The organism is Shewanella sp. NKUCC01_JLK, assembly GCF_019345615.1.
In the GTDB taxonomy this organism is placed as follows: domain Bacteria; phylum Pseudomonadota; class Gammaproteobacteria; order Enterobacterales; family Shewanellaceae; genus Shewanella; species Shewanella oncorhynchi.
Genome location: NZ_JAHKRD010000004.1, coordinates 225,136 through 238,600, shown reverse-complemented (window position 1 = coordinate 238,600; position 13,465 = coordinate 225,136). Strand labels below are relative to the sequence as shown.

General features: G+C 44.4%; 10 protein-coding genes. 2 read left to right on the top strand and 8 right to left on the bottom strand.

Annotation, left to right across the window (positions count from 1 at the left end):
• Positions 1-100: 100 nt before the first annotated feature.
• Positions 101-1,426 carry an isocitrate lyase gene (aceA, locus tag KO537_RS06535; protein WP_028760720.1) on the bottom strand — a complete coding sequence of 442 codons (1,326 nt, stop codon included), beginning with the start codon at positions 1,424-1,426 and terminating at the stop codon, positions 101-103.
• Between the two features lie 140 nt (positions 1,427-1,566).
• Positions 1,567-3,216, bottom strand: coding sequence for a malate synthase A (gene aceB / locus KO537_RS06530; protein ID WP_219234080.1), 1,650 nt, complete (start codon positions 3,214-3,216; stop codon positions 1,567-1,569).
• An 860-nt stretch (positions 3,217-4,076) separates the two neighbouring features.
• Here aceB and KO537_RS06525 point away from each other — a divergent pair.
• Positions 4,077-6,521, top strand: a complete 2,445-nt coding sequence (locus KO537_RS06525) for a TonB-dependent receptor (RefSeq protein ID WP_219234079.1) — start codon at positions 4,077-4,079, stop codon at positions 6,519-6,521.
• Between the two features lie 92 nt (positions 6,522-6,613).
• Here KO537_RS06525 and KO537_RS06520 read toward each other — a convergent pair whose 3' ends face one another.
• The 4 genes from KO537_RS06520 to KO537_RS06505 all read right to left on the bottom strand — a co-directional run bounded on the left by KO537_RS06520 (position 6,614) and on the right by KO537_RS06505 (position 11,574).
• A complete protein-coding gene (locus KO537_RS06520) occupies positions 6,614-8,383 on the bottom strand; it encodes a monovalent cation:proton antiporter-2 (CPA2) family protein (protein WP_173497046.1) in 1,770 nt (589 codons plus the stop codon).
• A gap of 331 nt (positions 8,384-8,714) precedes the next feature.
• Positions 8,715-10,448 carry a GGDEF domain-containing protein gene (locus KO537_RS06515; RefSeq protein ID WP_219234078.1) on the bottom strand — a complete coding sequence of 578 codons (1,734 nt, stop codon included), beginning with the start codon at positions 10,446-10,448 and terminating at the stop codon, positions 8,715-8,717.
• 63 nt (positions 10,449-10,511) lie between these two features.
• Positions 10,512-10,724, bottom strand: coding sequence for a hypothetical protein (locus KO537_RS06510; protein WP_219234077.1), 213 nt, complete (start codon positions 10,722-10,724; stop codon positions 10,512-10,514).
• Between the two features lie 58 nt (positions 10,725-10,782).
• Positions 10,783-11,574, bottom strand: a complete 792-nt coding sequence (locus KO537_RS06505) for an SAM-dependent methyltransferase (RefSeq protein ID WP_219234076.1) — start codon at positions 11,572-11,574, stop codon at positions 10,783-10,785.
• A 429-nt stretch (positions 11,575-12,003) separates the two neighbouring features.
• Here KO537_RS06505 and bamE point away from each other — a divergent pair, with 429 nt between their 5' ends.
• Positions 12,004-12,495 carry an outer membrane protein assembly factor BamE gene (bamE, locus tag KO537_RS06500; protein WP_028760727.1) on the top strand — a complete coding sequence of 164 codons (492 nt, stop codon included), beginning with the start codon at positions 12,004-12,006 and terminating at the stop codon, positions 12,493-12,495.
• Positions 12,496-12,584: 89 nt separating this feature from the next.
• Here bamE and KO537_RS06495 read toward each other — a convergent pair whose 3' ends face one another.
• Positions 12,585-12,917, bottom strand: coding sequence for an RnfH family protein (locus KO537_RS06495; RefSeq protein WP_106651167.1), 333 nt, complete (start codon positions 12,915-12,917; stop codon positions 12,585-12,587).
• Positions 12,907-13,344 (bottom strand): type II toxin-antitoxin system RatA family toxin, encoded by a 438-nt coding sequence (locus KO537_RS06490; protein WP_028760728.1) that lies wholly within the window; start codon positions 13,342-13,344, stop codon positions 12,907-12,909. The genes KO537_RS06495 and KO537_RS06490 overlap by 11 nt, the downstream gene beginning before the upstream one ends.
• Positions 13,345-13,465 lie beyond the last annotated feature (121 nt).

The window sequence follows — 13,465 nt, the reverse complement described above, 5'->3', positions numbered from 1 at the left end:
ATTTCGAGTTTTTAACCACGCCTCACCACATATATCAATGTAAGGCGTGCTGAGGAGTGATCCACAATCACAATGGATCATCCTAAGCGCTGCTTACTGCTTAAAACTGCTCTTCTTCGGTGGAACCTGTCAGTGCAGTCACTGAAGAATGGCCACCTTGAATAACCGTAGTCACTTGGTCGAAATAACCTGTGCCCACTTCCTGTTGATGCGCCACAAAGGTGTAACCTTTCTTCGCTGCAGCAAACTCAACTTCTTGAACTTTCTCGACATAATGCTTCATACCTTCGCCGCGCGCATAGTCGTAAGCGAGGTCGAACATGTTGTACCACATGTTGTGGATGCCGGCTAAAGTGATGAACTGGTACTTGTAGCCCATGTCTGACAATGCTTGTTGGAAGCGCGCGATAGTGGCGTCGTCCAGATTTTTCTTCCAGTTGAACGAAGGCGAACAGTTGTAAGCAAGCAGCTGATCTGGGTACTGAGCATGAATCGCTTCAGCAAAAACACGCGCTTCTTCAAGATCCGGTTTAGCGGTTTCACACCAAATCAAATCTGCATAAGGGGCATAAGCAAGACCACGAGAGATCGCTTGGTCAAGACCCGCTTTCACACGGTAGAAACCTTCATTGGTGCGCTCGCCAGTCACGAAATCACGATCGTATGGGTCGCAATCTGAAGTTAACAAATCGGCCGCGTTAGCATCGGTACGGGCGATAACTAGTGTATCGACACCGCTCACGTCCGCCGCTAAACGTGCAGCAACCAGCTTTTGTACCGCTTCTTGGGTTGGCACTAATACTTTGCCGCCCATGTGACCACATTTCTTCACTGAAGCTAACTGATCTTCAAAATGAACACCGGCAGCGCCCGCGTCGATCATCGACTTCATCAGTTCGAAGGCATTTAATACGCCGCCAAAGCCCGCTTCTGCGTCAGCAATAATTGGCAGAAAGTAATCAACAAACTTTTCATCTTCTGGATTAACGCCATTGCCCCACTGAATTTGGTCGGCGCGACGGAATGAGTTATTGATGCGTGACACCACAGCTGGCACTGAGTTGGCTGGGTATAAAGATTGATCTGGGTACATAGTGCCGGCTAAGTTAGCATCGGCTGCCACTTGCCAACCTGAAAGGTAAATCGCTTCAATACCCGCTTTCGCCTGTTGTACCGCTTGACCACCCGTTAACGCACCCAGTGAATTCACATAGCCTTTTTTAGCGCCACCGTTAACCAATTCCCATAACTTAGCTGCACCGCGCTTAGCGATAGTATTCTCTGGCACGATTGAACCGCGAAGTGCAACCACTTCTTCTGCGGTATAAGGACGACGCACGTGTTTCCAACGTGGGTTTTCAGCCCAATCTCGCTTGATTGCATCAATCTGTTCTTGACGTGAAGTCTGAGTCGTTGCCTTAGTCATAGTGTCGCTCCTTTATCTTTGATGTTGTAGCTATCATGAAACTGCCCCCCAGTTTCACTCTGCTAAATTGTTTGGTTGACGGTAGCCCCGCCACAGCTAAATCTGGTTTACCTAAAACGGTTCAAGCAAATGAGTTCATTCTAAGCTGTCAGCATTTCGTAACCGGGTAAGGTTAAGAAATCGACCAGCTCGTCGGAGGTGGTAATGTCTTCAAGCAACACCGCTGCTTGGGTGAATTTGCCATGGGTGAATCTGTCGCTACCCACTTCTTTTTTCACGTTCGACAGCTCTTCAACCAACATGTCTTTAAAGAGTTGTTTGGTAACGAGTTTGCCGTTGGACAGCGACTTACCGTGTTGGATCCATTGCCAAATTGAGGCCCTAGAGATCTCAGCCGTCGCCGCATCTTCCATTAAGCCGTAAATGGGCACACAACCGTTACCGCTGATCCACGCCTCTAAATACTGCAGGGCGATACGAATGTTCAGACGCATCCCTTGTTCAGTGCGCTCACCATCGCAGGTTTTAAGTAACTCACTAGCCAGAATTGGCGCGTCTACATCACGGGTAATATGTAATTGATTACAGTGATCTTGGCCTATGTATTCGTTGAAAATCCCCATAGCGGTGTCGGCAAGGCCAGGGTGCGCTACCCAAGTGCCATCGTGGCCGTTACGCGCCTCAAGCTCTTTATCTCGACGAACTCGCTGCAATACGGCTTCGTTCTGAGCAGGATCTTTAGCAGGAATAAAGGCTGCCATGCCGCCCATCGCTAAAGCTCCGCGTTTGTGGCAAGTCTTAATCAAGAGTCTTGAATAAGCGCTTAAGAAAGGCGTATCCATAGTGACGGCTTGGCGATCCGGTAAGACTCGGTCGCTATGACGTTTTAATGTTTTGATATAGCTGAAGATGTAATCCCAACGACCACAGTTCAGTGCGACGATATTGGAACGTAGTTCATAGAGAATTTCGTCCATTTCGAACACGGCAGGCAAAGTCTCAATCAAGCAAGTACATTTAATCGTGCCCGCTTGCAGACAGAATCTGTCCTCAACAAAAGCAAACACTTTTGCCCACCAGCGCGCTTCAATATGACTTTCTAACTTAGGAATATAAAAATATGGACCACTGCCTTTGGCCAAAAGTTGGCGATAGTTGTGGTAGAAATACAGTGCGAAATCAAACAGTGAGCCAGGAATCGCTTTGCCATTAAACTGTACGTGTTTTTCTTTAAGGTGCAGACCACGAACGCGGCAGATAAGTACTGCCGGATTTGGTCCTAATTTATAGTGCTTACCCGTGTCCGGTGCTGTGTACTCAATATCACCACGCACGGCATCACGTAGATTGATTTGACCTTCGACGACTTTTTCCCAGCTTGGTGCTAAAGAATCTTCGAAATCGGCCATAAACACTTTGGCATTGGCGTTGAGTGCGTTAATCACCATCTTACGTTCAACGGGACCTGTGATTTCTACGCGGCGATCGAGTAAGTCATCGGGAATACCGCGAATCTGCCATGCACCATCACGGATAGCGCGGGTTTCAGGCAGAAAGTCAGGTAATGATCCTTTATCAATACGTGCTTGTTTATCTTTACGTTTAGCGAGTAAGGCAGGTACTTCGTCGGCAAACTCACGACAAAGGGATTCGAGTAAGACGACAGCCCCTTCGGTAAATATGACTTCTTGGCCTGGAATGTCACGACCCACAATATTAAGCGTGGCGTTTGCTGTAGCTTTACCCAGTGTCGAATTCAATTGCTGTTCACTCAAAGTGTGTTCCGTCATCTTGATGCCCTCCCAAGAGGCTCCACTATCACAGGCTTAACGCTGACATATAAAGCAGTAGCATCCCCAATCACCACTGCTTATAAACTCACCAAAAAACCATCAAATGTTTGTTTAGAACTAAAACTTACCGACAAACGTTTGTATTTGCAACAGTCCAAGATTGACAAAAACATGCATTAACCTAAGTAGAAACCATGCTAAAATTGGTCTGACCAAACAAAAAAATAAACAACAAGCAACTGATAAATATGCAATTAAACATTTTAATCACATATGACAATTGCAGTTAAATGAAACTTGTCAGACAACTTTACCAATCAATACGCAAAGTAATTAATTACGTAATTAAATAACTAATAGTAAATTAATTATTACATCATTTTTACTCTATTAGACCTAAGTAGAAAATGCTCAATGTTTTGAACTAACCTAGAGGTAAGTCAGATAAATTCATATAAATCATAATGATAAAGACTGTTGCTATTGCCACAAATTAAAACAACCGTTTCATTTTGACGTTTACGTAAACGAAATAAGTGTCGTGTGCGATTCAAACTAAGTACCTGGTTGCGTTTCCCGATCAACAAGGTGGGATGTGATGGTTAACTCAAAAAATAAATCACTTTTTTATAAAAAAAATGAAACAAATTTGACATTACAGCGGGATGGAACTTAGACGCGACTTTTTATGAAGCTTTTCTCCTGCGAGAACCCATACCTTACTTCCTCAAATACATGCCTTTTCGTAACACTTATTCGCAGCACTGCACATTTCAACCACGACATCTGAAACATATGTTGCCAACTTAAATGCAAATCATTACTATTCGCGACCTATTTATTTGGGGGAACCATTAATGAAATCATTTCGTTTGTCACTAACTGCACTCGCCTGCCTTTCCGTTTTATCGCAAACTGCATCCGCCGAAGCTAACTCGGTATCAGCAAATACTGAAGCCAACGTTGAGCGCATCACGGTTTATGGCAGACAAAACTCAGTGGTGAAAAATTCAGGGCTAGCGACTAAATCCGACATGTCTCTCATGGAAACACCCGCTGCAGTTGTAATTGTTGACCAAGAACTGATCGAAACCCAAGGTACAGATAATCTGCAAGACTTGATCCGTAACATCAGTGGTGTGACTCAAGCGGGTAATAACTATGGCATCGGTGACAACATAGTCATCCGTGGTTTAGGCGCAAATTACACCTATGACGGTATGTATGGCGGTGCTGGCCTTGGTAACACTTTCAACCCCACGCGCTCTTTAACCAACGTTGAATCCGTAGAAGTATTAAAAGGCCCAGCGACTGGACTCTATGGCATGGGGAGTGCTGGCGGCGTCATCAATTTAATTGAGAAAAAACCGCAATTCGAGTCAAAAAACAAATTTACCGCCGAAGTTGGGCAATGGGATACCTACTCCCTTGCTCTGGATAGCACGGGCGGCCTGAGCGATGATGTCGCCTACCGTTTAGTGGCCAAATCCGGCCGCAGTGATGGCTATCGCGATATAGGTACAGACAGAGACGAAATCTATGGAGCCTTAAAATGGGTGTTAAGTGATAGCCAAGATGTAATGCTTTCAGGTGCTTACATAAAAGATGCTATCGCCGTTGACTCTATTGGCCACCCGATTCGGATTTACAATGCTGATTCAGTCGGCGGTAAGAGCGCGGGAGAGGTCACTTGGCAGGATTTAATCAACGATCCAAGTGGTAAGGGTCTACAACTGACCGATGCACAGCGTCAGCAGTTAGCGGCCTCGTTGTCGGGCGCTGATGGCTTAAGGCCCTATTCGTTTGGTGATGCAGGGCTGATTTCACCCATGGCGAAGGACAATGAAGGCGAAGAGTTAAGATTTAAACTAACCCATAATATTTACTTCAACGATAGTCTGTTTCTTAATCAGCAATTACAGTATCGCGACTACACTTCAGGCTTCGCCCGCCAAACAGGTGCTTATAACTACGTCTACTGGAAACAAGGCAAAAACCCGATCAACGCTGATCCCCGCGCGCCTTTAGTTGAAAACGGCGAACTTTATCCTTTTGCTGCAAGACGTCAGGAATACCGTAAAGTGGATGCCGACGAGACTTCGTGGCAGTACTTTGCCGATTTACGTTATGACTTCCAAATTGGCAATATAGACAATGAATTATTGGTCAATGCCAACTATGAAGACCGTAATATTCGCTTCCAGCAATATTCTATCTACGATGCGGATCAAATCTTTAAAAACAAAGATGGCAAAATCATTTACCAAGGATCTCTGCCTTATATATACGACATCCGCAATCCTAATTGGGGCACAGGTAAATTCGAGGACTATGACCCACTCAAAACCGCTAACTATGACAAAAAAGTCAGCGCTTGGGGCGTAGGCTTACAACATGTCAGTTATCTGCCATACGGCTTTACCACACGTATTGGTGTTGCCTTTAATGAAATTAAACAAGCCTATGAGCACTTTGGTGTTGATCCACGCTATAGCACTAGCCAATCCCAAGCGACACCAGAAGCTGATACCACAGATAACGGTATGACCTATAACCTAGGGTTAACCTACATGCCGATTGAGGATTTATCATTTTTCATCAACCATTCTAAAGGGCGAACCGCTTACAGTGTACTTGATGCAGTAAAAGATAATGCTACCGACCGAGATGATTCAGAATCAATTAGCAATGATCTAGGTATGCGCTTTAAAGCATTTGAGGATCAATTGCTTGGCTCACTGGTATTCTTTAAAAGCTCGCGTACTAATGTCGCCTATAACAACCCTGATTATACCAATGGCATATTAACCCCTAATATTCCCGTGTATTTTTACGATGGCAGCGAAGATACTCAGGGGGTCGAACTCGATCTCAATGCCCACCTGAATGATCAATGGCGCGTTAACCTTAATGGCATGTACCAAGATGCAAGGGATAAGCAAAACCCGAATGACGTCGCAAATTACGACAGCCGTCAAAAAGGTGTGCCTTATGTCACTGCCAGTGCTTGGGTTACCTATGGCGCGGATTGGTTTAGATTATCAAGCCCAATCGAGCTGAGCCTTGGTGCAAAATTTGTCGATGATCGCAGTACGCACTCAAGCTCATTTGGTATTCCAGACGGTTACGTGCCTAGTTATACAGTCGTTGACTCGGCGGTGAGCTACAACGCGGATTCTTGGAAAATCCAGTTAAACATCAATAACCTTTTCAATAAAGACTATTACAGTAAAGCCATGTTCCTCGGTGGTATGCCGGGTGAAGAACGCAACGTCAAACTGCAATACAGCTATAGCTTTTAATACCTAAACATCAGCGTTAAATTTGATGTTGTAAACCAATAAAAAAGAGAGCATTTATGCTCTCTTTTTATATCCAAATCAGAGTGACAACATTAGCTCACATTCTCCCTATCGCCACGCATGAGGGATTCCAACTCTGCCTTACCCTTATTCGATAGATTGATTAACGTCGCTAAATCATTTTGATGAGCCGCACTCGCAATCACCAGTTTCTTATCATGTTCAGCAAAAATTTTTACCCGCTCGTTGGCTTGTACCTGCGATAAACCTAGACCTTGGAGAATCTTCTCACTGGCCGATAGCGCCGAACCAAAGGTCTCACGAAACACATCCGTCACCCCAAGGCTCATCAAACGATAAGCATGGTTACGGTCCCTCGCCCGCGCGACAATGTTGATATGGGGAAAATGCGTTTTCACTTGCAGAGCAATTTCAATGGAATCCTCAACACTGTCCACGGCAAGCAATAGTAATCTAGACCGAGCAATCCCCGCTGACATCAACATGTCTAAGCGTCTGGCATCACCAAAATAGACCTCACCGCCATATTTGCGAATCACATCCACATGGCTCGCATCCTTATCCAATGCGACAAAAGGGATACCTGATGAGGCCAAAATACGCCCCGTGATCTGGCCTACTCGACCAAATCCAGCAATCACCACTTCAGATTCGGTGACATTAATCGTATCTGGCAGACGAGTATCCACCACTTTGGCTTTAGTCGCACGAAACAGGGTAAACAATATCGGCGTCACCGCCATAGACAAACCAATAGCAAGCACAAGGACTTGCGCAATTTTATCGCCGACAATGCCAGATAACTGCGCCTGGGATAACAGCACAAAGGCAAATTCACCGCCTTCTGCAAGGATCAATCCCAATGCAATACTCGGTCGCCATTTGTGGTGCCGAATGCGCCCCAGCACCATAAGCACAAAGGTTTTAATCAGCAACATAGCCATTAAAATGCCCAGAATAAGCAACGGATCAGATATCAATAATTTCAAATCCATACTCATACCGACAGCCATGAAAAACAGCCCAAGCAATAAGCCTTTAAAAGGTTCTATATCAGTTTCGAGCTGGTGCCGATAACTTGAGTTAGCGAGCATAATACCCGCCAAAAATGCCCCCATACCCGCGGAAAGTCCCAACCACTCCATTAACTCCGCGCTACCCATGACCAACAATAATGCAAAAGCGGTGAGCACTTCACGCACCCCACTGCTTGCCACTAGTTTAAGGAATTTAGGCAGTAAATATTTACCCACTAACACAAAACCAACGAGCGCAAGACACGTCCAGTACCAAGGCACGGCATGATGTTCAATCTGAGCAGAATTGGGCGCCAAATATGCTGTCAGCAGCAACATAGGGATAACCGCAAGGTCTTGCATTAACAAGACCCCAAAAGCATCACGTCCAAGTGGGGTTGTGAGCAACCTATGCTCACTCATTAACTGCACGGCAAAGGCTGTCGATGATAAAGATAGCGCGGCACCAACCACTAAAGCCGCCTCAATAGACAAGCCAAAGCCCCAAGCCAAACCTCCAATCGCAGCCCATGACAACAACAGCTGACCACTGCCTAAACCAAAGATAGCACTGCGAAGTTCCCATAATTTACTTGGATTCAATTCGAGTCCAAGTACAAACAGCATAAGTACCACACCTAACTCGGCAAAATGCAACACGGCTGCAGGATCAGAAACCAACGCCATACCACCTGGGCCTAAAATAATCCCTGCGGCCAAATAGGAAAGAATAGGGCCCGCGCCAAAACGTTTACCCAAGGGAACAAAAATAACCGCCGCCAATAAAAATAGCAGCACCGACGTGAGTAAACTCGACTGTTCCATGAAGGCTCCAACGGAAAAAGGAATGCGCATTGTTCTATGTAAGGACCCAGCAATAGCTAGGCAATTATCAGCTATGATATCCCATTTATTTATTAACAAGGTCAAGGCAATTCATTAAAAATAAGAAATTTTTGATACGGAAAACACTTAAGCGTGGGGGAAATCAACTGGAGCAACAAAGCAGAGTAAAAGAGCGCTTAGAGACACCTTAGACTGTTATTGCATTTTAGTGAGTGGCTGCAAAATAAAAAACGAGCAATAAACTAAGGAAGGATAAAACCAGTAAGGGCTTGCCAACTCTGGATGAGACTAAATGCTCACTCGACTTGCATTACACAGAGGGCGATGCGATATGACGCCGTAAATCAGTTGCCTGCTTGTCACATTTTAATATGTCAGAATAGCGTACTACGGTGTTGCGGCCATTGGCCTTAGCGGCATAGAGCGCCATGTCGGCTCGGTGAAATAATGGATCCAAACTCAGATCATCAGCCATTAAACCGCTCACGCCAAAACTTGCCGTTATGACGAACTTATGCCCTGAATGTTGGGTATCAATGGCCTCGATACGAGCTCGGCACTGCTCCGCCACTTCCATGCCTTTCTCTTCATCGGCATAAGGTAATAAAATCGCAAACTCCTCACCGCCGATACGAGCAAAAACATCACCATTTCGGATATGGGATTTAAGGGAGTCAACCACCTTTTTAAGCGCCCAATCGCCAGTTCCATGACCAAAAGAATCGTTGATGCGTTTGAAGAAATCTAAATCGAATAAAATGACACAGAACCCCCCGCTACGCGCCGTGGCTTGCACAAAAAGGTTTTCTCCCAACTCTTGCCCTGCACCACGATTCAATATGCCTGTTAAGGCATCCATTCTCGCCATACGCATAAACTTACGTTTCTGCATCTGACCTACGGCTAACAAAATCCCAAGGAAGAACAGCCCACCCACTAGAATAGTGATAAACATCAGCATATTGGTGTATTCCCGCTCTTTTACCATTTGCTGAGCGATGTAAAGTTCACGCTCTTTATTGAGTAAATTGATTTCACGCGACTGTTCATCAGCATTAAACTTAGCCGCCTGATAAGCGAGGGTTTTCATTCTAGATTGGTCAAAAATCAATTGATTATAATATTGTTCTTTTCTTGTGTATTCATAGGCTTGCTCAAATTGTTTATCCGCCGCCATCAGTTCGGCAAATACCTTATATGCAATATGCTTATGTTCGATGTAACTATTATCATCGGGGAATGAAAGCACTTTAACGGCGTGACTTTTCGCTTGAACCTGCTCACCCATGGCAAAGTAATTCTCGGCAAGTAGTGCATGTACATGGCTAATTTCTAACTGAAATTGAAAAGCTTCATACCCTTTTAAGGCTAATAGCAGAATCGCTCTCGCGCCTAAAAAGTCGCCCCGCTCCTGCAAAACCATAGCTTTGCCTTTCATCGACATAGTCGCCAGAAGGGGGAATTGCTTCGCATCACAGTATTGACGGCTATCTTCGAAGGCATCGAAGGCGTCGGGATTTTTCACGCCGAGTAAATAAATAGCGCGCAACAATTTGGCATGGCAAATATCGCGGACATCGGTTTCCTTTGCGAGTTGTAGCACCTTATTGGCATAAAGGCCCATATCGCTATAAGCATCCATTTCGGAATAAATATTGGCAATTCTTAAATATGAGTGCCGTTTAATCGTGACATCATCAATATTCACCACTAGGGCTAATGCTTGAGCGACTGCAGCCAAGGCTTTGTCATAGTCACGTATCCCTATATATACAGTGGCTTTGTAACTATAAACTGACGCTAATAAATCAGTATTTGTCACTAAGGTTTCGGCTTGGTGAAGATCATCTAACGCTTTAGTATATTCACCGATGAAAAAATAACCTATCGCTCTATCTATCCTCAGTCGTCCTTGTTGTATTGTAGTTAAACGACTGAATTCTTTCTCATATTCGGCAAGCTTTTTCTGCGCAGCACTAAGATCAGATTGCAGTAATACATCAAGCTCATTAAGTGCCTGATCAAAATCGAGAGAGTTAGCCATCAAAGCTGTCGAACACAAGGCGAAAATGGCTAATAGGACACAACGTAACCGTTTCAAGATTAGTTAATTATTACCATGATTGACTAAAATAAATGTTTGATAATTTTGGTCGCCACTCAAAACTTTTAGTTTTGTCATATCCCCAGTCATTACAGCGCTAATTTCTTCATCAGTTAACCCATGGGCGCGCATTACGGCCTCAGGGTCCTGTTGATACGCTTCCATCAGTTGTGCATCTTGGCCTAACTGGGTAAAAAAATCGGATAATGCAGACATACCTTTCCTTATTTATATGGTGACTCCCGAATTCAGCTCAGAAGTACAGCATTCACAATTAGCCTAAATCTTCAGGTCTAATGCCTAATTTAGTTAAAATAGCATAGTTGTATTCGAGTTTTTTTGCTGGAGGGATCAGTAAGGTACTGATCGGAGACAAGTTTGCCTCGGGCAGCTTACTCAACGGCAAATACTCAATTCTAGGGGCTTGAACTGGCAGATTAGCGGCTTCGTAGATCAATACTTGATGATCTCGCGGATACCATTGATTCAGTTGTTCAACCAAAATCTGCAGCCTGTCACTCGTAGTATGGAACTGAGTTAAGGTATGTTCGCCAGCAATCGCAATTTGCCATAACAATAAATGGGTTGTCGGATCGGGCACATGATTAAAAAACATAAACTGGCTAGCTTCAAAACTTTGATGCCCAGAGCTGCCGGGGTCAATACCCAGATCAGCCCATAAACACGCCTCGGCAGAAATCCCCGGCTCCATCTTCGCTGAAAACCCTTCTGCCCTAGCCCGCGTAATCGCCATATGGGAAACACAGGCAAAGACTCCAGGATGACCATAGAGCGCACAAACGGTTTTTTTGCCAGCCTTCACGGCCTCCAATATAGAATTAACCATTTGTTCATAGGTTTCTCGGCGATTTTTAACTTCACCATTTTGTGCATAAAACGGCTGTAAATTGATGACATTGGGATTAATGTTCTGGATCCAACGCTGCGAAAAACCATCGGGCAAGAGTGAAAACACGATATCAGCGTGTTCAATATAACTACGACTCATCACACTGATCTGTCCGGCCAGTTGTAAACCCGTACCTACGCAAACTAAAGAACCCAATGCATCTATCCCACTATTTTATTTCGAACACTGCAAACTTACGGCAAAAAAGCCACAGTACAAGAACACAATAAAAACATATCGGTAACTTTAATCTGATTTTAATGAGATTACTATGTTTATCGCCACACATACTGCCTATCGACTTGCTAACTAATTGCTTGGCTTTAAAGAAGAAATCGCTCACATTTACTCTTTTCCCAATCCAGCCAACAGTAAACCTGTACGGCTCTGAAGCAGAAAATCATACTCATAGTCCCATATGAATTCAGCGAATAAATATCCTTAAAGATTGAGAACTAAAGCCAACATACTGGGTCGAAAAGTCACACAATTCGATCTATGACGGTTGCAAAGCCCGATTGCCCTTGTCATGAGGGGGAATGCTTGGGTATTATGGCCGCCAGATTTTCAGAAGTAGCGCATACAATGATCAATAAAAAGCAAAGTCTTACCCTACTGGGCGCTGTGGCGCTCTCTGTTTCGCTCAGTGCCTGTAGCGTGTTCGATTGGTTGATTTATAAGCCTGACATTCCACAGGGCAACTACATGGAACCGCAACAAGTTGAAAAGTTGCGCATTGACATGACCAAGGAACAAGCCGAATACATTCTCGGCCGTCCGGTATTACGAGATAGTTTTGCTGACGATACTTGGTACTACGTGTATCACTACAAGAGTGGGCGTGATGCCAGCATTACGCATAAAGAACTCATACTGCACTTTACGGGCGATAAACTTACCTCAGTGAAAGGCGATTATGAACTGAGCAAAGAATTTAGTACGCCGCTAGAGCAAAGCAGCTTACCAACAGGTAATAAAACTGAACTAGTGCCACAAATTCCAGCACAGCGCGCCGATGAAAAGCCATTAGTTAAAGAAAATCAAGCTGAAGCGCAAGTTCAAAAACCAATTAAGTAATATCCTAAACTTTGCTTATGCTCTTCTCAGTCAATCAAATATAAAAAAGCGCCCAAGGGCGCTTTTTTATTGAGCTATGATGTCAATATTTAAGCTCGTCCACCCGTCACTTTATTCGCGCGGCCTTCATCTTTAGCTTTATCTGCTCGGCGACGACGCACATCCTTAGGATCAGCAATCAAAGGACGATAAATCTCAACCCTTTGCCCCGGTAAAATCACTTGGTCATGCTTAACCACATTACTAAACACACCGAGCTTAACCGTCTCTAAATCGATCTCAGGAAAAAAACTCACTATGTTACTTAAACGCACCACCTCAATCGCCGACGTGCCGGGATTCACATTCACCGAAATCACTTTTTGCTGTGTAGGCAAGGCGTAAACCACATCAACTACAAACTTATCTGTCTCATTTGTCACTGTAAATCACCTTAGCGCGACTCGTAAATGCCGTCACCATTGATACCATAAGATCATTAAACACTTTACCAAAGGCCATATCGGCTAACGAACTTGAAAACTCAAAACTCAGCTCGAATTCTACCTTGCAGGCCTCTTCAGTCAGCTCAGTAAAACGCCACTGCCCCAATAAATGCTTAAAGGGCCCATTTTCCAATGTTAAATCAATACTCTTACCAGGAACCACTTGGTTGCGAGTCGTAAATGTCTTACGGATCCCCGCTTTACTCACATCAACAGATGCCAGCATAGTCTTACCATCAAATTCTAAGACTTTGCCACCCACACAACCGGGTAAAAATTCCTTATACGACTCGACATCATTCACTAAGTCATACATTTGCATCGCACTAAAACGGACTAACACACTTCGAGAAATTTGCGGCATAGGACTTAGTACTCTTCACTAACGTATTCACAGCGACCTAAGCAAACTCAAACGCACGAAAATAACGCACGTGCAATAAACAACTTAGGCCAGAAATCAAAATTTGCACGGATTTTATCAC

What these genes read in the sequence shown, in the direction of transcription:
- KO537_RS06515 (WP_219234078.1), bottom strand. Translation starts at nt 10,448, where the DNA reads ATGGCTAACTCTCTCGATTTTGATCAGGCACTTAATGAGCTTGATGTA.
- KO537_RS06490 (WP_028760728.1), bottom strand. Translation starts at nt 13,344, where the DNA reads ATGCCGCAAATTTCTCGAAGTGTGTTAGTCCGTTTTAGTGCGATGCAA.
- aceB (WP_219234080.1), bottom strand. Translation starts at nt 3,216, where the DNA reads ATGACGGAACACACTTTGAGTGAACAGCAATTGAATTCGACACTGGGT.
- KO537_RS06510 (WP_219234077.1), bottom strand. Translation starts at nt 10,724, where the DNA reads ATGTCTGCATTATCCGATTTTTTTACCCAGTTAGGCCAAGATGCACAA.
- bamE (WP_028760727.1), top strand. Translation starts at nt 12,004, where the DNA reads ATGATCAATAAAAAGCAAAGTCTTACCCTACTGGGCGCTGTGGCGCTC.
- aceA (WP_028760720.1), bottom strand. Translation starts at nt 1,426, where the DNA reads ATGACTAAGGCAACGACTCAGACTTCACGTCAAGAACAGATTGATGCA.
- KO537_RS06525 (WP_219234079.1), top strand. Translation starts at nt 4,077, where the DNA reads ATGAAATCATTTCGTTTGTCACTAACTGCACTCGCCTGCCTTTCCGTT.
- KO537_RS06520 (WP_173497046.1), bottom strand. Translation starts at nt 8,383, where the DNA reads ATGGAACAGTCGAGTTTACTCACGTCGGTGCTGCTATTTTTATTGGCG.